This is a genomic window from Pigmentiphaga litoralis, from assembly GCF_013408655.1.
Lineage (GTDB): Bacteria > Pseudomonadota > Gammaproteobacteria > Burkholderiales > Burkholderiaceae_B > Pigmentiphaga > Pigmentiphaga litoralis_A.
The window spans coordinates 3,210,567-3,231,547 of record NZ_JACCBP010000001.1 but is presented as its reverse complement, the minus strand read 5'-3'; the positions used below and the strand labels follow the sequence as shown (position 1 = coordinate 3,231,547).

Sequence of the window (20,981 nt, the reverse complement as noted above, 5' to 3'; positions counted from 1 at the left end):
GGCCGCCCACCACCTGGGGTTATCCTTGACGCTTCGGTCCGCGGAGCTTCCCAGGTGCTAGTTGTAGAGAACGTCGGCAAGTCTTTCACCACCGCCCAGGGCACGCTGCCGGTACTTCGCGGCGTGGACCTGCAGGTCGCCACCGGTACCAGCCTGGCCTTGATGGGCGAATCGGGCAGCGGCAAAAGCACCCTGCTGCACCTGATCGCGGGACTGGACCGGCCCGACAGTGGCCGGATCGAAGTCGCCGGCGAACCGCTCACCGGCCGCAACGAAGCGGATCTGGCGCGCTGGCGCCGCGAAGGCATCGGCCTTGTCTTCCAGCAATACAACCTCATCAGCAGTCTGACTGTCGGCGCCAACCTGGCTTTCCAGGCGCGGCTGGCAGGCCGCAACGACCCCGCGTGGAATACCCGCCTGGCCGACCGGTTGGGCCTGGCGACGTTGCTGCAACGCTACCCGGAGCAGCTGTCGGGCGGACAGCAGCAGCGCGTGGCCATCGGCCGCGCATTGGCCGGCCGCCCGTCGCTGGTGCTGGCGGACGAGCCGACCGGCAGCCTGGACGAAGCCAGCAGCGACACGGTGCTGGACCTGCTGCTGGAGCTGGTGGCCGAGGCGGGCAGCACGCTGCTGATGGTGACGCACAGCGCCCGGCTGGCAGCGCGCCTGAACCGCCGCGTGCATTTGCAAGGCGGGCGTGTGCTGCCCGCGGAGGCCTGATGCGCACGCTGCGGATCACCCTGCTTGCATTGCTCAGCCACTGGCGGCGGCACCCCCTGCAGTTCTTCAGCATACTGACTGGCCTGTGGCTGGCGACGTCGCTGTGGACGGGAGTGGAAGCGCTCAACGGTCAGGCGCGGGCCGACTATGCGCGTGCCAGCGCGATGCTGTCCGCGCCGTCGCAGTCGCAACTCATCCCCCGCCAGGGTCAGCGCTTTGACCAGAACCTGTATGTGGCGCTGCGCCGTCAGGGGTGGGCAGTGTCGCCGGTGCTGGAAGGCCGGGTTCGATTCGCAGGCGAGACCCTGACCAGTGTCGAAGTGCTGGGCATCGAGCCGCTGAGCCTGCCGGTGGGCACGTCGGTGGCGGGCCAGGCCGAACGTGCGTTTGACCTGACCGGCTTTATCGGATCGCCGGGCGAGGCCTGGATTGCCCCCGACACCTTGCAACGCCTGGGCCTGAAAGCGGGCGAGCCGGCCACGACCAGCGATGGGCAACGCCTGCCGCCGCTGGTACCCCGAGCCGAACTGGCGCCCGGCGTGATCGTCGTCGACATTGGCGCCGCGCAGACACTGCTGGGTGCGCCGGGTCAGGTGTCGCGGCTGCTGGTCGATGCGGATCTGGCCGCGCGCCAGCCGCCCCTGCCGTCCGCTGCCGCCGCCTTGCAGTGGCGCGCGTCCGAAGACGGCGGCGATCTGCAGCGGCTGACCGAAAGCTTCCACCTGAACCTGACTGCGTTGGGCATGCTGGCCTTCATCGTGGGCCTGTTCATTGTGCATGCGTCGATCGGTCTGGCCCTTGAGCAACGCCGAGGGGTGCTGCGGACGCTGCGTGCCTGCGGCGTGAACCTCAGCACACTGATCAGTGCACTGGCGGTAGAACTGGGCGCATTCGCGATCCTGGGGGGACTGGCCGGGGTGATCAGTGGCTATCTGCTGGCCAGCGTGCTGCTGGGCAATGTCGCGTCCAGCCTGCGGGGCCTGTATGGCGCGGAAGTGTCGGGTCAGTTGAGCCTGTCGCCCAGCTGGTGGGTGGCAGGCGTGGCCATCAGTCTGCTGGGCGCCTTGCTGGCGGGCTGCAGCAGCCTGCTGCGCGCCGCGCGTCTGCCCTTGCTCGCCCTTGCCCAGGCCCAGGCCTGGCGCATCGCGCAAGGCGTGTGGCTGCGCCGCCAGGCCATGCTGGCCATCGTGCTGGCGATCGTGGCCGTCGGTTGCTGGCGCTTTGGCAACAGCCTGCTCAGCGCCTTGCTGATGATGGGCGCGATCCTGCTGGCCGGCGCCTTGTTCCTGCCGGCCCTGCTCGATGCCGCGTTGGCGGGGCTGGCGCGGGTATGCCGCGGGCCGCTGACCGAATGGTTCATTGCCGACAGCCGTCAGCAATTGCCTGCCATGGCGCTGGCCTTGATGGCCTTGCTGCTGGCCCTGTCCGCCAGTGTGGGGGTGGGCAGCATGACCGAGGGCTTCCGGCAGACCTTCCTGGGATGGCTCGACCAGCGCCTGTCGGCCGACCTGTACCTGACGCCGCGCGATCCGGCGCAGTCTGTCGAGATCGCGGCATGGGCCGCGGGCCAGCCCGGCGTGAAAGTAGTCCAGCCGCAATGGCGTACCGATTTCCGCCTGCAAGGCTGGCCAGTGCAGGCCCAGGGCATCGTCGTGCAACCGGCTTTCCCCGAACAGTGGCCGCTGCTGGAACAGTCCGACCGCGCATGGGACCGGCTGGGTGCAGGGCAGGGCGTCATGCTCAGTGAACAGCTGGGTCGCCGCCTGCAGGTCGGCCTGAGTGACACCCTGGTGCTGCCATCGGGGGATGGCGAGCAGCGCCTGCCCATCGTCGGCATCTACGCCGACTACGGCAATCCGAAGGGTCAGGTGCTGCTGGCCGCGGACCGGTTGCGCCAGCATTGGCCCGAGGCTGTCATGACCAACCTGAGCATGCGGCTTGAACCCGGCCGCGCGGCCAGTCTGGCCGACACGCTCAAGGATCGCTACGGGCTCGACAGCACCCGCGTCATTGACCAGACCACCATCAAGCGCTGGTCGATCGATGTGTTCGAACGCACCTTTGCCGCCACCGGCGCGCTGAACACGCTGACGCTGGCGGTGGCCGGCATCGCGCTATTCATCAGCCTGCTGACATTGGGCCACAGCCGCGTCGGGCAGCTGGCGCCGCTGTGGGCGCTGGGCGTACGGCGCAGCCGCCTGGGATGGCTCACGCTGGGCCAGACACTGATGCTGGCGTGCCTGACCGTCCTGCTTGCGATGCCACTGGGCTTGCTGCTGGCATGGTGCATGGTTGCAGTCGTCAACGTTCAGGCCTTTGGCTGGCGGTTGCCGCTGTACGTGTCGACCCTGCAGCTGGTGCAGCTGGGCATGCTGGGCCTGCTGACCAGTCTGCTGGCCGCGGCCGGACCCATCTGGCGGCTGGCGCGTCGCCAGCCCGCGGATCTGTTGAGGCAGTTTGCCGATGAACGTTAAGCATTGCGCCATCCGCCTGCGTGCGGCGTTGGGCCTTGCAGGGGTGCTTGCCCTGTCCGCCTTGCTGGCCGGATGCGACAAGCCGGCCGAAGCGCCCCGCAGCGGCTTTGCCGGCCTGGGCGCCGATGCGGCCGCCTTCGCGCTGGTGGAGCGCGGCAAGCCCCTGCGGTTTCCCGCCGACCATGGCCCGCACGATGGCTACCGGATCGAGTGGTGGTATGTGACCGCGAACCTGAAAGACGCGTCCGGCAAGGACTGGGGCGTGCAATGGACCCTGTTCCGGTCGGCGCTGCGGCCGGGCGCGGAGGTGCAGGGGTTCGGCAGCCCGAACGTGTGGATGGGGCATGCCGGCCTGACCAGTCCGGGCGGGCACCGCTACGCCGAAACATTGGCGCGCGGCGGCATCGGCCAGGCAGGGGTGACGGCTGCGCCATTTCGCGCGTGGATCGATGACTGGCAATTGCACACCACCGGCGGCCGCGACATCGATCAGCTGAGCATGCAGGCGGCCGGCAAGGACTTTTCGTACCAGTTGCAACTGTCCACGAATCGGCCGCTGGTGCTGCACGGCGATGGCGGCTACAGCGAAAAATCCGGATTGGGCCAGGCGTCGTACTACTACAGCCAGCCGTTCTACACCGTGACGGGCGACATCGTTGTCGATGGCAACACCGTCCCTGTGACAGGCACGGCGTGGCTCGACCGTGAGTGGAGCAGCCAGCCACTGGCTGCAACCCAGCAGGGCTGGGACTGGTTTTCCTTGCATCTGGACAGCGGCGCCAAGCTCATGCTGTTCCAGGTGCGGCAGACCGACGGACCACCGTATCGGGCCGGTACGTGGATCGCTGCCGATGGCACGCCCCGCGCGTTGCGCGGCGACCAGATCCAGTTGGACCCTGGCGCATCGTCGCGCCAGGACACGGGCCGCAAGGTGCCGACGCAATGGCGGGTGCGGGTGCCTGACATGCAGGTGGACGTGACCGCGGAGGCGGCCCAGCCGCGCGCCTGGATGGGCACATCGTTCCCGTACTGGGAAGGGCCGGTTCGGCTGACGGCCGGTCAGGGCGGCGCACCGGCGGGCCGCGGGTATCTGGAAATGACCGGCTACTGAGGGTGCCAGAGGGTGCGGGTATTCACTGACCTGTCGCCCCGCAAGGCGCGCCAATGCTGGACTATTGATGCAGTTAATTCTCGGGATTTTTTCCGGTTAATAGCTGCACTGGGCGTGAGTGTTTAGACTGCGTGCAGAACCCCGGGAGACAGCGAGCGATCCAGCCCGCGACGGGGAAGATAGGCCCAAGACCTATGTCCTACACGATCACCCTGCATCCCAGCGGGCACACCTACCCCTGTTCCGCGGACACCCCCATCCTCAAGGCGGGCCTGGATACAGGCCTGTTCATGCCTTACAGCTGCCGGTCGGGCGTTTGCCGTACCTGCCGGGGCCGCGTGGTTTCGGGCGAGGTCGATTACGGCGGCGTGCACCCCAACTACCTGAGCGACGAAGACAAGGCCGAGGGACTTGCCCTGCTGTGCTGCGCCAAGCCGCTGGGCGACCTCGTTGTCGAAGTCAACGAACTGGATCCGCAGGACGCGATCAAGTCCAAGTTCATGCCCTGCCGGGTGCTGAAGATGGAGCCTGTCAGTGATGACGTCATGATCGTCACGCTGGGCCTGCCCATGAACGAGCCGACCCTGTTTCGCGCGGGGCAGTACCTGGACATCTTGCGGCCGGACGGCACGCGGCGCAGCTATTCGATCGCCAACGTGCCGAGCAATGACGGCGTGCGCCAGGTCGAACTGCATATCCGCCGCATGCCGGGCGGCAAGTTCACCGAGCACGTCTTTACTGCAATGAAGCTGCGCGAGATCCACCGGATCGAAATGCCGCTGGGCTCTTTCTTCTTGCGTGAAGACTCCGACGCGCCGATCGTCATGCTGGCATCGGGCACCGGCTTTGCCCCGATCAAGTCCCTGCTCGAGCAGACACTGCAGCGGGGCACACGGCGGCCGATCACCGTGTATTGGGGCGGCCGCACGCGCGCCGATCTGTACATGGCCAGCCTGGCCGAATCCTGGGCCGCCACGCACGACCACATCACCTTCATCCCTGTACTGAGCAATGCCACCGACGCCTGCGCATGGACGGGCCGCACCGGCTTCGTTCACCAGGCCGTGATGGAAGACTTCCCCGACATGTCGGGCGTGCAGGTGTATGCCTGCGGCGCGCCCATCATGGTCGAGTCCGCGCGCCACGATTTCACGACCGCCTGCCGGCTGCCCGAAGACGCATTCTTTGCGGATGCCTTCCTGAGCGAAGCCGACCGCAACGGGCTGCCACAAGCCTGAATTCCACCCTAACGGAGACTGCCATGCTGCCAGAAAATTGTCGCGTCGACCCCCCGACCCACCCGTCCGTCGTCAAGCCATTCTGCCTGGGCCACGGCACGCTGGAGTGCTTCAGCCTGAAGGCGTCGCGCCGCTTCTACGAAGAATTTCTGGGCCTCGAATGCGTGCGCCACGGCAAGCCCGCCATGGCCGTCCGGCTGGCCCAGCGCTTCCATGTGATTTGCGTGGAAGTCGGCGACCAGGTGCACCCGACCAACCTGCTCAATCACTGGGGGCTGGACGTCGAAACGCGGGACGAGGTCGATCAGGCGCATGCCGCGGCGGTCCGCGACCAAGACAAGTACGGCATCCGGCAAGTGCTGCCGCCGCAGGAAATGCATGGCGTGTATTCGTTCTACCTGGAAGACCTGGACCACAACTGGTGGGAAATCCAGTGGTACGAAAACGGCTTCCAGCATGACGACCTGTTCGACTACGGCGACCGCTTTTCCATGGACGACGCCGCCGATATCGGCAGCCTGGAAGAACTGAAGATCAAGGGATCGGCATCATGATCCAGCTCGTGACGATCGAGCACGAAGGCACGCGCAAGACCGGCCTGCTGCACGAAGGCAAGATCTACGCGTCGCCGCGCTACGCGGGCGTGCAGGACGTGCTGGAAGACTGGCCGCGCGCGACCGAAAAGCTGGCGACCCTGGGCCGCGACTTGCCCGGGCGCGACTACGTGTCGGGGGCCACGCTGCTTGCGCCGCTACCCGCGCCGCGCACCATCTACTTCGCGGGGGTCAACTTCAGCGACCACGTCGAAGAGATGAAACGTGTGCTGGGCATGCCGCTCGAAGGGGATCCGAAGGGCAAGGGCTACCTGCCGTGGCACAACATCAAGGCCGGCGGCGCGACCGTGGTGGGCCCGGATGCGAAGGTGCGCATTCCGGCCGGGTCCACCATGCTGGACTGGGAAATCGAACTGGGCGTCGTCATAGGGCGCACCTGCAAGGACGTGCCGGTCGACGAAGCGATGGATTACGTCGCGGGCTATGTCGTGACCAACGACCTGTCGGCGCGGGACTGGGTGTCGCGGCCCAACGTGCCCGACACGTCGCCGTTCCGCTGGGACTGGATCGGACAGAAGTCGTTCGATGGCTCGTGTCCGATGGGCCCGGCGATCACGCCCGCGCAGTTCATTGGCGACCCCATGGCCCTGTCGATGAAGCTGTGGGTCAACGGCGAACTGATGCAGGACTCGAACACGTCGCAGATGCTGTTCACGATCGCGGACCAGATCGCGCAGCTCAGCTCGCGCATCACGTTGTCGCCGGGCGACCTGATCCTGACGGGTACGCCGTCGGGGGTCGGCATGGCGCGCAAGCAGTTTTTGAAAGCGGGCGATGTGGTGCGTCAGTGGATCGAGAACATCGGCGAGTTCGAGTTCACCATCGTCGACTGACCGGGTGCTGCCTGTGATCAGGCTGATGCGCGCGGCGTGGTCAGCGGGCCGACCTGGATGTCGTGCACGCAGTCGATCAGCTGCTGCCGGAACCACTGGTTGGCCGGATCCTTGTGGAAGCGGTCATGCCAGTACAGCGCGACATCGAAATTGCCCATGGGCAGGGGCAGGGGTTTGACGGCCAGGGGGAAATGCTTGCGCAGTTCGGCGACCAGCGATTCGGGGCACGTCCAGATCAGGTCGGAGCGCAGCACCAGATGGGGCGCGGCCAGGTACTGCGGCATGCGCACCCGGATGCGGTCCTTGGCGCCGGCTTCGATCAGTGCGCGTTCCAGCAGCACGTGGCCGCTGCCGGCGTATTCGACCAGCAGGTGCTGCTGCGACAGGAAACGTTTCAGTGTCAGTTCGGCGTGCGCCAGCGGATGGTCGTTGCGCATCACGCACAGGTAGCGTTGCTTGAACAGCACCTTCTTGTGGATGTTGCGTTCCAGCGCCGGCAGGTAGCCGAGCGCCACGTCCATGCGGCCGGTGGACAGGCCGTGCACCGTTTCTTCGATCGGAGCGAACATGACGTTGATCTTGACCCGGGGGGCGATGCCTTCCATGCGGGCAAACAGGTTGGGAAGCACAACCACTTCGCCCACGTCGCGCGTGCGGATCGTGAAGGACCGAGTGGATTCGGCCGCATCGAACGAGGTCTGCACGCCGGTTGTCTTGCGGATCGCATTGAGCGCTTCCAGCAAGGATGGCGCAATGCTGGTCGCCATCGCCGTCGGTTCCATGCGCCGACCGGCCAGCATGAAGAGCTTGTCGCCGTATTCATCCCGCATGCGCTTGAGCGCGCTGCTGACGGCGCCCTGCGTCACGTCCAGGCTTTCGGCTGCGATGGTGACCGAGCGGTCGCGCCACAGGGCTTCGAACACGTACAGAAGGTTCAGGTCTTTCATGTCGCGCCTGGTCCAAGAACTATCAATCAGTTTAATACCGCGGAATCAATCAGCGCGATGGCCGGCAGACACGCCGGACCACATAATCGCGGCATAACAACGATGGGCCGACAGGCCCCGGGAGACACGCAATGAAAACGACGATGGTGATGGTGCTCGGCCTCGCGGGCCTTTGTACCGCGCCTGCCATGGCGCAGGTCAAGATCGGCTTTCTGGGGACCCTGTCGGGCCAGGCAGCCGACGTGGGGCGCGACCAGGCCGATGGCTTCATGCTGGCCGTGGAACAGGGCAAGGGCAAGCTGGGCGGCTATGACGTCAAGGTCATCCAGGAAGACGACCAGATGAAGCCCGACGTGGGCATGCTGGGGCTGACCAAACTGCTGGAACGCGAAAAGGTCGACATCGTGACCGGCCTGACCTACGCCAACGTCATGATGGCCCTGCAGGCCAAGATCGGCGCCAGCAAGATTCCCTTCGTCGGTTCCGTGTCGGGCCCGTCCCCGCTCGCGGGCGCGCAGTGCAAGCCCAACCTGTTCGTCACGTCCTGGCAAAGCGATGCCACGGCCGAAGCCATGGGCAAGTATCTGAACGACCAGAAAGTGGCCGACATCAGCATCATCGCGCCGAACTTTCTGGGCTCGAAAGACAAGGTCACCGGCCTGAAGCGCTTCTACAAAGGCAAGATCTCGAACGAAATCTACACGTCACTGACGCAGCTGGATTTTTCGGCCGAGCTCAGCCAGATCGGCGCGGCGAAACCCGCCGGCGTGTTTGGCTTCTTCCCGGGCGGGCAGGGCGTCTCGTTCGTCCGCCAGTATCAGCAGATGGGCATGGGCAAGACCATTCCGCTGTATAGCGTGCACACGCTGGAACCGACCAGCCTGGGCGCCATCGGCAAGGTCGCCTACGGCAATATCGTGGCCGAAACGTGGCAGCCCAGTGCCGACAATGCCCAGAACAAGCAGTTTGTCGCGGCCTACGAAAAGAAGTACGGCCGCACGCCGACCTCGTTTGCGGCGTTCAGCTACGACGCCGCCATCCTGATCGGCGAGGCGTTGAAAAAGATCGGCGGCAAGGCGTCCGATTCCCAGGCCTTCATCGATGCGATCCGCACCACACCCTTCCAGTCGGTGCGCGGCGACTTCAAGTTCAACAAGAACAATTACCCGATCCAGAACTACAACATTTACCAGGTGGCCGAGGGCGCTGACGGCAAGCCGATGTTCAAGATGCTGGTGAAGAACGTGCTGGCGTCGCATGGGGACGCGTACGCGGAGCAATGCGGGGCGTCGAAATAAGGCTGGAGCAGGGCCAGGCCACGCTGCCTGGCCTGCCCGCGTGGCTTACTGCGGCTTGATGTTGGCGATGCGGACCCACTCGGCCCACGTGCCGCGATCACGTTTCACGAAGTCGGTGAAGGCGTCGCTGTCCATCGTCTTGACCGTCACGCCAAAGCCTTCAAAGCGCTCCTTCACTTCGGGCGTGTTCAGGGCACTGCGCATGGCCTTCTCGACGTCCGCAATGATCGCCTTGGGCGTACCCGCCGGCGCCGACACGCCATACCATCCCGTCACCGTGAAGCCTGGGTAAAAGCTCGCCATGGTCGGAACATCCGGCCAGGCGCGCAAGCGTTCTTCGCCAGTCACAGCCAGCGGGCGCAGCTGACCGCCCTGGATCGTTCCCATGGCAGTCAGGTAGTCGACAAAGGCGAACGTGATCTGCCCGCCGATCAGGTCGGTAATGATCTGCGTGATGTTCTTGTACGCGACGCCGTCGATCGGCAGCTTGCCACGCGCCTTGAGCAGTTCGGCCGGCACCTGCGATGACGAACTGTAATACCCGAAGAACACCTTGTTCGGATTGGCCGTGGCGTAGGTCGTCAGTTCGGGCAGGGTCTTGAACGGGCTTTTCGGCGCCACCAGCGCAACCGCGCCAAAGGTCCCGATCAGGCTGACCTGCGTGAAATCCTTGACCGCGTCATACGACAGATCCTTGTACAGGTACTGGTTGGCGGAGTGCGTCGAGCTGGTGGAGATCAGGAAGGTATAGCCGTCGGGGGCGGCGTTCTTGACCGAGGTGGTGCCCAGGATGCCGCCCGCACCCGGCCGGTTTTCGACCACGAAGGGTTGCTTGAAGCGTTCTTCGAGCAGGCGCGCCGTGGTCCGCGCAATCATGTCCGCGCCGCCGCCGGCAGCCGACGGCGCAATGATCTTGACGGGCTTGGTCGGCCAGTCCGCGGCGGCTGCCGGCAACGTGGCAAGCAATGTCGTGGCAGCCAGTACGCCGGCCGTGGCCAGCAGTGTCATGCGGCTCAGGCTTCGATGGACCATGGGTGTCTCCTCGTGACGGACGTCACTGTTCTAGTTGAAGGTGCTGCGAAACCAGGTGTGGATGGCAGCCATGCTGCGCTCCCATCCCGCGGCGTACATCATGCAATGGGGCGCGTCGTCCAGCCGCTGGCAGTCGAGCCCAAGAAAGTCCGCCACCGCGCGATCCTGCCCTTCGGGATGCCGGTCAGGCGTATCGCGGCCGGCTTCGATGCACAGGCCCGGCGCGCGTTGCCGTGCCGGATCGACAGGCACCCGCAGCAGATAGCGGTCGTTCAATACGCCGGGCGACTCGTCGCACAGGCGGGCGACGATGGCGGACACATCGGCATCCTCGGGCGTGCCGGCAAAGCGGCTGCGGATTTCCTCGTCGGCAGGCGGCGCGCAGACCTGGTCGACCGGTTTCGGTGGCAAGGCCTTGGCGCCCGGCAGATTGCCGGGCGGCGATGGCGCCAGCAGGATCAGGCCAGCCGGCGTGCGCTGCGTGGCACACCACGCCACCAGCAAGGCACCCAGGCTGTGGCCGACCAGTACCGTGGGCCCCGGCAGCGCGTCGAACGCCGCAAGCACCTGCCGGGCAAGATCCGGCACGGTCAGGCGAAGCAGGCCGGGGTCGGGCGCCAGCGCGCCATGCCCGGCCAGATCCACGGCGGCACAGGCGATGCCGTGCTCGTCGCAGTACTGCAGGTAGTTCGCGTAACACCAGGCCCCGTGATAGGCGCCCGGCACGAACAGCAGGCGCGGCTGCGCTGCGGGCGGCGGTGTCGCGGGCTTGCCCAGGTACAGCCGGCAGCCATCGACGTCCTGGTGTGGCAGGGTATCGACATACGAAAAGTCGAACGGCCGGGCAGGTGTCGCAGGTAACGGAGCAGGGCGCATGAAAGACCAGAGAAAACCGGGAATGCGCTAGTCTCGATCCGATCAGCCTATAAGTAAAATTTAAACAATTAATACCTGGATCAGGTTTGCAAATGCGCGCCACCCTTTCCGCTGCCCTGCGCGACGTGTCCCTTGCACAGCTTCGTTATTTTCTTTGTGTCGTGGACACCGGCAGCTTCCAGGCGGCGGCTATCCGCATGTGCCGGTCGCAGCCAGCCCTGTCGCTGGCCATCAAGCAGCTGGAAGACCGCCTGGGCCACCAGCTGTTCGAAACCGGCAACCGCTCAACGCTGACGCCTTACGGGCAATACTGCCTGCCGCTGATCCGCGAACTGCTTGGCCGGCACGACACCGTGCTCGACACCCTGGAGCGTTATGCCCGCAGCGAGACCGGCACCCTGAGTCTGGGAACCATCACGGCGTTCGCCACCAACTGGCTGCCTGCGCTGGTGGCTCAGTACAGTGAACGCCACCCCGGCATTGCCCTGCGCCTGCTCGACGACAACTCGATCAACGTGACGCGGATGGTGCTGTCCGGCGAACTCGATTTTGGCGTGACCGCGGGCGGCGCCGCCGACAAGCGCCTGATGTTCGAACCCTTGGTGACCGATGTGTTTGGCCTGGTCTGCCGGCATGATCATCCCCTGGCGGCGCGGCGCCAGCTGCGCTGGAGCGAACTCGGCGCGTTGCCGCTGATCGGCACGACTGCCCATGCGGGGCTCGCGAGCACGGACGAGGCCGAACCGCTGCGCCGGTGTTCCATCTATGCGTCCAACATGATTTCGCTGTTGTCGATGATCGACCATGGCGTGGGCGTGACCGTGCTGGCGCGCCTGGGCTTGCCGCCCTGGATGGACAAGCTGGTGTTCGTTCCGCTGACGCGGCCGAAAGTGGAACGCACGCTGGGCATTCTGCGGCTGGCGGACCGGAGCCTGTCACCGGCGGCCGAGTCGATGCGGCAGCTGATGAAGACCTATGCAAAGGGCGCATGGACATAGGCGATCGCAAGGCACGCGATTCTGCGAAATCGGCCGAAGGAAGCACGTGGACACCGAAAGAATGCCGATACACAAAAAATAATTCTTACCGGCAGGCTGCTTTTTTTGCACCATAGCAGGGTGCGGACACCGGCGTCATGGTCTTGGCTTGGGCCGACGGAACGGGATAGGGGGGTAGGCAGGATGCATCCGCGATTACCGCCGCGCACGTCTATGGTGCGGGCTGGCTGCAACATCGGGCAAATCGCGATTCGGCAGTCAGGCACGATCACACCAGCAAGCGGTCCGGCAATCGATATGAACATGCTCAAATTTGAACAGAGTGCGAGATCAAGGTAGCCGCGACGCACCGGACTGGGTCGCTGAACCCGCGCCGGCAACGGCGCGGTGCATGGGCTGATCATCGCGGTGCACGGCCATTCCGGGCCGTTTTCCGACCTCTTGACGATGCTCCGGCACACGCTTTACCTTGAAGTCAGGTGCTGCGTCGCAGCACTTCGCTGGCAACCTCGGCCCCTCCCCCGTGGCATTCGCCCACGCTGTGGAGAACACGACCCCGCGGCAGTATTTAGCACTCGCAAGAGTTGTCCGAATACCGGGGCGCGTCTCTGTCGGGATCGCCCCTTGCAAAAGGGAATCCCATGCTACGTCACCGCCTCACCCTGCTCGCCGCGTGTTGCGCGGTCTCGTTCGCCGCCTCGAACCCGGCCCTGGCCGACGACTATCCCACCAAGGCCGTCAAGCTGGTCGTGGGCTACACGCCAGGCGGACCGAACGACATCATGGCGCGTGCCCTCGCGGCCGAATTGAATCTTGGCCAGACCGTGTACATCGAGAATCGCGGCGGCGCATCGGGCAATATCGCCGCCGAAATGGTGGCGCGCGCGCCGGCCGATGGCTACACCTTGATGATGGAAACGTCGAGCGGCGCCGCCAATGCGACGCTGTATCGCAAGCTCAATTACGACCTGCGCAAGGACTTCACGCACATCGCCTTCGTGGCGGCGTACCCGCTGGTGCTGGTGGTGCATCCCAGCGTGCCGGCAACCAACGTGAAGGAATTGCTGGCGCTCGCCAAGGCCAAGCCGGGCGCGCTCAACTATGCGTCGGGCGGCAGTGGCGGGGGCGCGCATCTGGCCACCGAGTTGTTCAAGACCATGGCGGGCATCGACATGATGCACATCCCGTACAACGGCACGTCTCCGGGCCTGCTCGGGGTGGTGGGTGGGCAAGCGCAGGTGATGTTCGCGGCGGTGTCGGCCGCGATGCCGCACGTGCAGTCCGGCCGCCTGCGTGCCCTGGGGGTCACGGGGTCGACGCGCACGGCAAGCGAACCGGACATTCCGACGATCGCCGAGGCGGGCGTGCCCGGCTACGAGGTGCTGGGCTGGCTGGGATTGGGTGCGCCCGCGGGCTTGCCGCCTGCGATCACCGAGAAGCTGAATGCCGCCGTGGCGCGTGCGGTGCGGTCGCCGCGCATGACCGAATACATGGTCAAGGAAGGGTGGCAGCCGATGGTGATGACGCCTGCCGAATACACCACGTTTTCGAACCAGGAGATCGAGAAGTGGGGCAAGGTCGTGACGGATTCAGGTGCGCGGGTGGATTGAGGCCATGGCAACGATGGAAGTTGATGGAAGCAAGCAAAACGAAGCGCTGTGCGTCCTGGCGGACGAGATCCGTCACGCATGCGCCGGTTGCACCGACGACATCCCCCATGCATTGCAGCGCGCCTTGCAGTCCGCCATCGCCCAACCCACGTTCCTGAACGCTGCGCAACGCGTCGGCCGCGCCGACAGCTACGCGCGCCACCTTCTGTACGCCGACGATGCCGGCCGCTTTTCGGTCGTGGCGATCGTCTGGGGCGCCGGCCAGTTCAGTCCTGTGCACGGTCATCACACCTGGTGCAGCTATGCCGTCGTCGCGGGCACCTTGCAAGAGGAATGCTACGCGTGGTCCCCCGACTGCCGGGGCGTCCGGCTGCAGGAGCGGCGCACGCGCTGCGTCGGCGACATCACCTTTACCTATGCGGGCATCCAGGAGGCGCATCGCCTCGGGAATCCCGGTGGCGAGGACGCCGTGTCGATCCACATCTATGGCATCGACAGTCCTCGCGTTGCCACCCATGTCAATCGCCTGGTGCAGGCGGTCCAGTAGAGCGGTCCACCCCAAGGAAGAACGATGAGCGAAACCACCATGAAGGCCTTGCTGCTGTCGCAGCACGGCGACCTTTCAGAACTGAAAGTCGTAAATGACTTTCCGCGACCGCAAGTGACCGAGGGCCATGTCGTCATCCGTGTCGGCGCGTCGTCGTTCAACTACCACGACGTGTTCACGGTGCGCGGCATGCCGGGCATCAAGGTGCCGCTGCCGGTCATCATCGGACTGGACATGGCCGGACAGATTGTCGAGGTGGGCGCGGGCGTCGAAGGCTGGGCGCCGGGCGACCGGGTGCTGGTCAATCCGCTTAACAAGAAAAAGGGCTTGATGGGCGAGATGCTCAATGGCGGCATGGCTGAATATTGCCTGGTGTCGAGCGACCAGTTGATCCGCATGCCCGATCAGGTCACGTTCGAAGAAGCGGCGTCCTTGCCGGTCGCCTATGGCACCGCGCACCGCATGATCGTGACCCACAACACCATCAAGAAGGGCGACAAGGTGCTGGTGCTGGGCGCAAGCGGCGGCGTGGGCACCGGCTGCGTCATCCTGGCCAAGTTGCTGGGCGCCGAGGTCATTGCCTGCGCGGGCGGCGAAGACAAGATGGCCAGGCTCAAGGACCTGGGCGCCGATCATGTCATCAACTACAAGGACGTCGACTTTTCGAAGTGGGCGATCGAAAAGTACGGCAAGCCGCAGCGGCGGTCGAACGAAGGCGGTGTCGATGTCGTCATCAACTTCACCGGCGGGGACACCTGGGTGCCGTCGCTCAAGTGCATCAAGCGCGGCGGACGCCTGCTGGTCTGCGGCGCGACGGCCGGTCACGACCCCAAGGAAGACCTGCGCTACATCTGGAGTTTCGAGATCAACGTGATGGGCTCGAACAGCTTCTACGACGACAACCTGTCTGCCCTCATGACGCTGATCCAGGAAGGCAAGATGAAGCCTGTCATCGACAAGGTGCTGCCGCTGGAACAGGCCGCCGAAGGCCTGGCCATGATCCAGGACCGCAAGGTCCTGGGCAAGGTCGTCATCGTTCCCTGAGCCTTGATCCCGCGCCCGACGCCTATTCCCGACCCGGTTCCCGACGCCCTGGAGGCACTATGACCGACGACATCCTTACCGCAGAGAAAGTACAGGCCATGCTGACGCGTGGTCCGTTCCATCAATGGCTGGGCATTGAAGTGCTGAGCGTGGGCGAAGGGGAGATCACCCTGAAAGCCACGTGGCGCGAAGAATGGGTCGTGAACCCTGACCGCAAGTACACGCACGGCGGCATCCTGGCGACTCTGGTCGACCTGACCGCCGACTGGGCCCTGGTGTCCAAGACCGGCCGCGGCGTGCCGACCATCGACATGCGCGTCGACTACCACCGCGCCGCCATGCCGGGCGACCTGACGGCGACGGGCAAGCTCGTCAGATGGGGATCGCAATTTTCGGTGGCCGAAGCGCATGTGTATGACAAGGACAAGGCCCTGGTGGCAAGCGGCCGCGGGGTGTACCTGACCGCACCGCCCAAGGCATAGCCGCCATCATGCCGGTGCCTTCCGTCGATCATGCCGTCATCAACGTCCTGTACGACATGGACGCGGCGGCGGACGTGTTCCGCGCGCTGGGGTTCCATCTCACGCCGCGGGGCTTTCATTCACTGGGTTCGATCAATCACCTGATGATGTTCGGCCAGGACTATCTGGAGCTGGTGGGTCTGCCCACCGGCACCGACAAGATACGCCGGGAGGTCGCGGACAGTCCGCGCGGCCTGAACGGGCTCGTGTTCCTGACCGAAGACGCCGATGCCGAATACACGCGCCTGCTCGCGGCCGGGGTACCCACCGAACTGCCGCTGGCGTTTGGCCGGCCGGTTGACCTGGACGGCACGACGCAGGAAGCAAAGTTCCGGACGGTGCGTCTCAAGCCGGGGTTCGTCCAGGGCGGTCGGGTCTATTTCTGCGAGCAACGCACCCGCCACCTGGTGTGGCGGCCGGAGTGGCAATCACACGCCAACGGCGCCGTGGCCATTGCCGGGTTCACGGTGGTCGTGCCAGACCCGGCGGCGGAAGCCCGGCGGTATGCCACGGTGCTTGGGCAAACTGCGGCCGTGCGCAGCGCCGATACCGCAGCGTTGCGACTGGGCGATTTCGCCCTCGAAATGATGACCTCGGACGCCTATCTGGATCGTTACGGGGACCAGGCGTTCCGGCCCGAAGGACGCGAGGCCTACATGGGCGCCGTCACCTTGCGGACCACGTCGTTGGCGGATGTCGACGCGTGCTTTGCCGCGGCCCGGGATCACGGCATCGCCTGCCGGCGCGACGGCGCGCGCGCGACCGTGTCCGCCAGCTCTGCCTTCGATTCCGTTATCGCTTTCATTGAATGAACGTGGCGCAAGGAGACCGCGCATGCATGCCATGACCAATCTGGGTGATCTGTTCGACCGGGAAAAGCCCGACAAGCCCGCCATCATCGATCTGAGCGGCGACACGCCGCGCACCTACAGCTATCAGGAACTCGATGCGATGGCAAACGGCGTTGCCCGGTCGCTGGTGGCCAAGGGCTATCGACGGGGCGACCGGGTGGCCATCCTGTCGGCCAACAATGCCGAGTATGTTGCCGTCCTGTACGGCACGATGCGCGCGGGCCTGATCCCGGTGCCCGTCAACTTCAAGTTCCCGAGGGCGCTCATCCACTATGTGATCGAGGACTCTGGCGCCCGCCTGATCTTCCACGATGCAGCGCGGCGCGAAGACTGCCCGCCGGATATGCCGGCGGTGGCCTTTGGAACGGCGGGCCCGCAGGGCTTCGATGCCTTCCTGTATCCCGGCCCCTTTGCCGCCATCGTGCCGCAGCAGGGCGAGACGGCCGTGTTCCTCTACACGTCCGGTTCGACCGGCAAGCCCAAGGGCGTGATGCTGTCGCACCAGAGTCATCTGTGGGTGGTGGCGTCGCGCCTGGCCGGGCAGGAACTGGAACGGCACCGCTACCTGATTGCCGCGCCCCTGTATCACATGAACGCGCTCGCGCTGACGCAGCTGTCGAGCGCGGCGCACGCCACGGTGGTGCTGCTGTCGCAATTCACGACCGGGTCGTATGCCGATGCCATCGGGCAGTACCAGTGCACCTGGCTGACCGCGGTGCCGCCCATGATCGCCATGATGCTGCGCGATACCGAGGCCATCGCCCGGGCCGATCTGTCGAGCGTCGAATTCCTGCGGATGGGGTCGGCCCCGGTCAGCCCGAGTCTGATCGCCGGCATCCACGCGGCCATGCCCAACGCAAAGATCAGCAACGCCTACGGCACGACCGAAGGCGGCCCGCTGGTATTCGGCCCGCATCCGGCGGGCATTCCGCAGCCGACGCTGTCGGTGGGCTACAAGCACCCCCTGGTGGACCTGCGACTGGTTGACGGTGACAACCGGGATGCCGATCGCGGGCAGCTGGAAATGCGTTGCCCGTCGTTGATGACGGGCTATCACAACCGGCCCGACCTGAAGCCGCCGTTTACCGACGACGGGTTCTACAAGACGGGGGACGTCTTCACGCGCGACGAGAACGGCTTCCATTACTTCGTGGGCCGGGTCGACGACATGTTCGTGTGCGGCGGCGAAAACATCTATCCGAGCGACGTGGAAAAGATGCTGGAGCGGCATCCGGACGTGGCTCAAGCCTGTGTCGTTCCCATCGACGACGAGATCAAGGGCCAGAAGCCCGTGGCCTTTGTCGTGCCTCGCGAAGGCGCGGCGCTGACGGAAGACGCCGTCAAGGCTTTTGCGCTGGCCAACGCGGCGGCCTACCAGCACCCCCGCTTCGTCTGGTTCCTGCCGCGGCTGCCGCTGGCCACGACCAACAAGATCGACCGCAATGCATTGATCGAGATCGCCAAGACCCGCGCAGGCGCCGCCCTGCCCGGGTGACCGCCGCCGACCGACACAAGGACATGACATGCACCCCATGAATGAAAACTTTCGTACCTTCCTGGATCGGCTGCGCGAGGCCGATGAACTGGTGGACATCCATCAGCCGGTCGACATCCGGCACGTGGCCACCCTGGTGGACCAGAGCGACAAGGCGCTGCTGTTCCATGACGTGATCGGCTACGACATGCCCCTTCTGTCCGGCATCATCCGGACGCGCAACCGCACCATCATGTCGATGGGGTGCGAGACGTATCGCGAAATCGAAGCCAAGCTGGACCACGGCATCAACAATCCCATTTCGCCGGTGTACGTCGATCACTCCCCCGCCAAGGAAGTGATCATCACTGGCGATGACATCGACCTGTACAAGCTGCCGATTCCGATGTCATCGATCTTCGATGGTGGCCCGATGATCACCGCCGGCGTCATCATCGCAAAGGATCCGGAGTATGGCGTGAACACCGGCATCTACCGGCTGATCGTCAAAGAGAAGGGGCTGACCGGCATCGACATCGTGACGCCGAACAATATGCGGCGCTTTGCGCAGCGCGCGTACGAAGCCGGCAAACCCTGCCCGATCTCGATTTCGATCGGCACCCACCCCATGGAGATCATGGGCGCCGGCTACCGCGCACCGATCGGCGTGGACGAGATGGCGATCGCAGGTGGCATCCGCGGCTGCCCGGTCGAACTGGCGCAGTGCGAGACGATCGACCTGCCCTTCATTGCCGATGCCGAAATCGTGATCGAAGCCGAAATCCTGCCGACCGGATGGACGCAGCCCGAAGGGCGCTTCGGCGAATTCACCGCACTGATGGGCGGCCTGCACTGGAATCCCAACGTGCGCATCAAGGCGATCCTGCACCGGCGCGACGCCATCTACTACGCCCTGCATATGCCGTGGGAAAACACGTGGCTGGCGGCGCCGACGCGCTACCAGGCCATCAGGACCGCGCTCAAGACGGCCGGCGTCCAGGTCAAGGACATCAACGTGACTCTGGGCGGTCGCGCCTTCTGGCATGCGGTCATCTCGATCAAGAAGCAGGCGGGCGAAGGCAAGAACGCACTGCTGGCGGCGCTGTCGGTCATGGACCTGAAGCACGTCGTGGTGGTTGACGATGACATCGATGTGTTCAATGGCGAGGAGGTCGAGTGGGCCATCGCCACCCGGGTGCAGGGCGACCGCGACATCTTCATCATTCCGGGCGCGCGGGCCAAGCCGCTGGACCCCAGCCTGGCCGTCATGCCGCCGGGCGTGGTGCCGACGGGGGCCAAGGTGGGGATCGATGCCACGATTTCCGAAGGCATTCCGCATGAACGCTTCGAGCGGATTTCGTACGCCTATGCGGACACGGCCAAGATTGCCGATTACCTGGCGGGCAAGGCCGACCCGAATGTGGTGGCGGGCCTGGACAAGGTCGGCGAGGCGGCCGACGCCATCTTTGCGGCGATCGACACCGCGCCGCTGTACTACACCGAGATTGCCGACCGGTTTGCGGCCGACTACGACTTCAACACCATCGCCCGGGCGCTTGGATCGCTGCACGAAGCGCAGCGGCTCTGGCAGACCGCCGAAGGCCGCATGTGCGTGCGGGGGTCGGCGTTCGCGGCCAAGCCACCCGGGTCGCGTTGATCAGGCTGCGTCGTCGTCGCTGCCCAGCAAGGGCAGCGCGGTGGAGTATTTTATTTTTTCCATGACGAAGCGCGAACTGACGTCGAAGACTTCGACCGCACGGATCAATTTCCGGTACACGGCGTCGTAGCCTTCGATGTCGCGCACGACCACACGCAGCAGATAGTCGACGTCGCCGCTCATGCGGTAGACGTCGACGATCTCGGGCAATTCGCGCACGATCTTGGCGAACTTGCGCAGCCACGCATCGTTGTGGCGGTTGGTTCGGATCTCGACAAACACCGTCAATTTCAGATCCATTTTTGCGGGATCGCACAGCACCACCTGTTTGGTGATGACGCCGTCTTCCCGCAGCTTCTGCACGCGCTTCCAGCAAGGCGTCGTCGACAGGCCGACCCGTTTGGCCAGCTCGCTGACGGGCAGCGTTGCGTCCTCTTGCAGGACCGTCAGGATCCGGCGGTCGATATCGTCCATGGCTTCTCGCAGGCATAGTCTCTGTCGTGCCGGATGCATGGCGACGCTGCGGGCCGCAGCCCGCGGACATGCAACGATACGGTGGGGATCGATCCGACATTGCGCAGGCGGTGGACGGTGGCGTCGCCAGGCAGATGAAACCGGGCGCCTCCGGGAAGCACTGCCGAGCTGCTGCTGTGGCGGGCGTCGGCAATGGCGTCGCTGCGATCGTAGAGGTCTTCGCGCAGCCAGCCGTCGATGATGGCCAGCGCGCGCCAGGTATCGTGGGTATGCACGCGGCTGACCTGGCCGGCCTGCCACGTCAAAACATCGATGCGGAATCGTCCGGCAGGATCGATGTAGGCGTCGCGTGGCCGAGGCCGGGAGGCGGCCAGGACGCGCGCGGTCCGGAGCAGGGAAGGGTCGGCGGCATGTTGCCGCAGGGTGCCCAGAAGCCGATGGACGAATCGCGTGGACGGGCCGTCGCAGGCGCGTTCGATGTCGGTGATGAGCGCCTCGTGCAACAGGCTTTCCCGACCGCAACGTGTGTCGCCATGCAAGGCAATGACGTTGGCTTCTCCATCCATGTTCGGCAGTCCCTCGCAACGGCAGATCGACGTCTTGAGTCTACGCGGATGAGGGCGTAGCGTGGCGAAGGATTTTCTATCGGCTTGCTGCAGCAA

General features: G+C 65.2%; 20 protein-coding genes. 15 read left to right on the top strand and 5 right to left on the bottom strand.

Translation table 11 applies throughout. The features are described from left to right. Nucleotides 1-54 precede the first annotated feature (54 nt). From HD883_RS27950 to HD883_RS14600, 6 genes are all read left to right on the top strand, one after another. On the top strand, nt 55-720 hold the full coding sequence (locus tag HD883_RS27950; protein WP_179584205.1) for an ABC transporter ATP-binding protein: 666 nt from the start codon (nt 55-57) through the stop codon (nt 718-720). Next, nucleotides 720-3,194 carry an ABC transporter permease gene (locus tag HD883_RS14620; protein ID WP_179584207.1) on the top strand — a complete coding sequence of 825 codons (2,475 nt, stop codon included), beginning with the start codon at nt 720-722 and terminating at the stop codon, nt 3,192-3,194. The genes HD883_RS27950 and HD883_RS14620 overlap by 1 nt, the downstream gene beginning before the upstream one ends. After that, entirely contained in the window at nt 3,184-4,305 is a 1,122-nt protein-coding gene (locus HD883_RS14615; protein ID WP_179584209.1) for a lipocalin-like domain-containing protein, read from the top strand. Before HD883_RS14620 ends, HD883_RS14615 begins: the two co-directional genes overlap by 11 nt. 194 nt (nt 4,306-4,499) lie before the next feature. After that, nucleotides 4,500-5,543, top strand: coding sequence for a CDP-6-deoxy-delta-3,4-glucoseen reductase (locus HD883_RS14610; RefSeq protein WP_179584211.1), 1,044 nt, complete (start codon nt 4,500-4,502; stop codon nt 5,541-5,543). A 23-nt stretch (nt 5,544-5,566) separates the two neighbouring features. After that, nucleotides 5,567-6,097 (top strand): VOC family protein, encoded by a 531-nt coding sequence (locus tag HD883_RS14605; protein ID WP_179584213.1) that lies wholly within the window; start codon nt 5,567-5,569, stop codon nt 6,095-6,097. Next, entirely contained in the window at nt 6,094-6,990 is an 897-nt protein-coding gene (locus tag HD883_RS14600) for a fumarylacetoacetate hydrolase family protein (RefSeq protein WP_179584215.1), read from the top strand. Before HD883_RS14605 ends, HD883_RS14600 begins: the two co-directional genes overlap by 4 nt. 17 nt (nt 6,991-7,007) lie before the next feature. Here the strand turns inward: HD883_RS14600 and HD883_RS14595 are convergent, their stop codons facing one another. Next, nucleotides 7,008-7,937: a LysR family transcriptional regulator gene (locus HD883_RS14595; protein WP_179584217.1), complete on the bottom strand. Its 930-nt coding sequence runs from the start codon at nt 7,935-7,937 to the stop codon at nt 7,008-7,010. 131 nt (nt 7,938-8,068) lie between these two features. Here HD883_RS14595 and HD883_RS14590 point away from each other — a divergent pair, with 131 nt between their 5' ends. Next, the gene (locus HD883_RS14590; RefSeq protein ID WP_179584219.1) at nt 8,069-9,235 is read left to right on the top strand and encodes an ABC transporter substrate-binding protein; all 1,167 of its coding nucleotides are present in this window, start codon (nt 8,069-8,071) and stop codon (nt 9,233-9,235) included. A 45-nt stretch (nt 9,236-9,280) separates the two neighbouring features. On the opposite strand, the gene HD883_RS14585 is transcribed toward HD883_RS14590, so the two are convergent. Further along, nucleotides 9,281-10,267: a Bug family tripartite tricarboxylate transporter substrate binding protein gene (locus HD883_RS14585; RefSeq protein WP_257022209.1), complete on the bottom strand. Its 987-nt coding sequence runs from the start codon at nt 10,265-10,267 to the stop codon at nt 9,281-9,283. Nucleotides 10,268-10,297: 30 nt separating this feature from the next. After that, nucleotides 10,298-11,143 (bottom strand): alpha/beta hydrolase, encoded by an 846-nt coding sequence (locus HD883_RS14580; RefSeq protein WP_179584221.1) that lies wholly within the window; start codon nt 11,141-11,143, stop codon nt 10,298-10,300. A 92-nt stretch (nt 11,144-11,235) separates the two neighbouring features. Here HD883_RS14580 and HD883_RS14575 point away from each other — a divergent pair, with 92 nt between their 5' ends. The 8 genes from HD883_RS14575 to HD883_RS14540 all read left to right on the top strand — a co-directional run bounded on the left by HD883_RS14575 (nt 11,236) and on the right by HD883_RS14540 (nt 19,845). Beyond that, the gene (locus HD883_RS14575) at nt 11,236-12,141 is read left to right on the top strand and encodes a LysR family transcriptional regulator (RefSeq protein WP_179584223.1); all 906 of its coding nucleotides are present in this window, start codon (nt 11,236-11,238) and stop codon (nt 12,139-12,141) included. Between the two features lie 641 nt (nt 12,142-12,782). Then, nucleotides 12,783-13,751, top strand: a complete 969-nt coding sequence (locus HD883_RS14570; protein ID WP_179584225.1) for a tripartite tricarboxylate transporter substrate binding protein — start codon at nt 12,783-12,785, stop codon at nt 13,749-13,751. Between the two features lie 4 nt (nt 13,752-13,755). After that, nucleotides 13,756-14,298 (top strand): cysteine dioxygenase family protein, encoded by a 543-nt coding sequence (locus HD883_RS14565; RefSeq protein ID WP_179584227.1) that lies wholly within the window; start codon nt 13,756-13,758, stop codon nt 14,296-14,298. Between the two features lie 39 nt (nt 14,299-14,337). Beyond that, nucleotides 14,338-15,342 (top strand): zinc-binding dehydrogenase, encoded by a 1,005-nt coding sequence (locus tag HD883_RS14560; protein WP_179588554.1) that lies wholly within the window; start codon nt 14,338-14,340, stop codon nt 15,340-15,342. Between the two features lie 59 nt (nt 15,343-15,401). Then, nucleotides 15,402-15,824, top strand: a complete 423-nt coding sequence (locus tag HD883_RS14555; protein ID WP_179584229.1) for a PaaI family thioesterase — start codon at nt 15,402-15,404, stop codon at nt 15,822-15,824. 8 nt (nt 15,825-15,832) lie between these two features. Next, nucleotides 15,833-16,675: a VOC family protein gene (locus HD883_RS14550; protein ID WP_179584231.1), complete on the top strand. Its 843-nt coding sequence runs from the start codon at nt 15,833-15,835 to the stop codon at nt 16,673-16,675. Between the two features lie 22 nt (nt 16,676-16,697). Next, nucleotides 16,698-18,209, top strand: coding sequence for a class I adenylate-forming enzyme family protein (locus tag HD883_RS14545; RefSeq protein ID WP_179584234.1), 1,512 nt, complete (start codon nt 16,698-16,700; stop codon nt 18,207-18,209). A 28-nt stretch (nt 18,210-18,237) separates the two neighbouring features. Further along, nucleotides 18,238-19,845, top strand: coding sequence for a UbiD family decarboxylase (locus tag HD883_RS14540; protein ID WP_257022208.1), 1,608 nt, complete (start codon nt 18,238-18,240; stop codon nt 19,843-19,845). Here the strand turns inward: HD883_RS14540 and HD883_RS14535 are convergent, their stop codons facing one another. Beyond that, the gene (locus HD883_RS14535; RefSeq protein ID WP_179584236.1) at nt 19,846-20,319 is read right to left on the bottom strand and encodes an Lrp/AsnC family transcriptional regulator; all 474 of its coding nucleotides are present in this window, start codon (nt 20,317-20,319) and stop codon (nt 19,846-19,848) included. Continuing rightward, on the bottom strand, nt 20,292-20,981 hold the full coding sequence (locus HD883_RS14530; RefSeq protein ID WP_179584238.1) for a hypothetical protein: 690 nt from the start codon (nt 20,979-20,981) through the stop codon (nt 20,292-20,294). Before HD883_RS14530 ends, HD883_RS14535 begins: the two co-directional genes overlap by 28 nt.

Bases quoted from the DNA above. Each gene is read 5' to 3' on its own strand.
- HD883_RS14620 (WP_179584207.1), top strand. From the start codon at position 720: ATGCGCACGCTGCGGATCACCCTGCTTGCATTGCTCAGCCACTGGCGG.
- HD883_RS14615 (WP_179584209.1), top strand. From the start codon at position 3,184: ATGAACGTTAAGCATTGCGCCATCCGCCTGCGTGCGGCGTTGGGCCTT.
- HD883_RS14610 (WP_179584211.1), top strand. From the start codon at position 4,500: ATGTCCTACACGATCACCCTGCATCCCAGCGGGCACACCTACCCCTGT.
- HD883_RS14605 (WP_179584213.1), top strand. From the start codon at position 5,567: ATGCTGCCAGAAAATTGTCGCGTCGACCCCCCGACCCACCCGTCCGTC.
- HD883_RS14600 (WP_179584215.1), top strand. From the start codon at position 6,094: ATGATCCAGCTCGTGACGATCGAGCACGAAGGCACGCGCAAGACCGGC.
- HD883_RS14595 (WP_179584217.1), bottom strand. From the start codon at position 7,937: ATGAAAGACCTGAACCTTCTGTACGTGTTCGAAGCCCTGTGGCGCGAC.
- HD883_RS14590 (WP_179584219.1), top strand. From the start codon at position 8,069: ATGAAAACGACGATGGTGATGGTGCTCGGCCTCGCGGGCCTTTGTACC.
- HD883_RS14585 (WP_257022209.1), bottom strand. From the start codon at position 10,267: ATGGTCCATCGAAGCCTGAGCCGCATGACACTGCTGGCCACGGCCGGC.
- HD883_RS14580 (WP_179584221.1), bottom strand. From the start codon at position 11,143: ATGCGCCCTGCTCCGTTACCTGCGACACCTGCCCGGCCGTTCGACTTT.
- HD883_RS14575 (WP_179584223.1), top strand. From the start codon at position 11,236: ATGCGCGCCACCCTTTCCGCTGCCCTGCGCGACGTGTCCCTTGCACAG.
- HD883_RS14570 (WP_179584225.1), top strand. From the start codon at position 12,783: ATGCTACGTCACCGCCTCACCCTGCTCGCCGCGTGTTGCGCGGTCTCG.
- HD883_RS14565 (WP_179584227.1), top strand. From the start codon at position 13,756: ATGGCAACGATGGAAGTTGATGGAAGCAAGCAAAACGAAGCGCTGTGC.
- HD883_RS14560 (WP_179588554.1), top strand. From the start codon at position 14,338: ATGAAGGCCTTGCTGCTGTCGCAGCACGGCGACCTTTCAGAACTGAAA.
- HD883_RS14555 (WP_179584229.1), top strand. From the start codon at position 15,402: ATGACCGACGACATCCTTACCGCAGAGAAAGTACAGGCCATGCTGACG.
- HD883_RS14550 (WP_179584231.1), top strand. From the start codon at position 15,833: ATGCCGGTGCCTTCCGTCGATCATGCCGTCATCAACGTCCTGTACGAC.
- HD883_RS14545 (WP_179584234.1), top strand. From the start codon at position 16,698: ATGCATGCCATGACCAATCTGGGTGATCTGTTCGACCGGGAAAAGCCC.
- HD883_RS14540 (WP_257022208.1), top strand. From the start codon at position 18,238: ATGCACCCCATGAATGAAAACTTTCGTACCTTCCTGGATCGGCTGCGC.
- HD883_RS14535 (WP_179584236.1), bottom strand. From the start codon at position 20,319: ATGGACGATATCGACCGCCGGATCCTGACGGTCCTGCAAGAGGACGCA.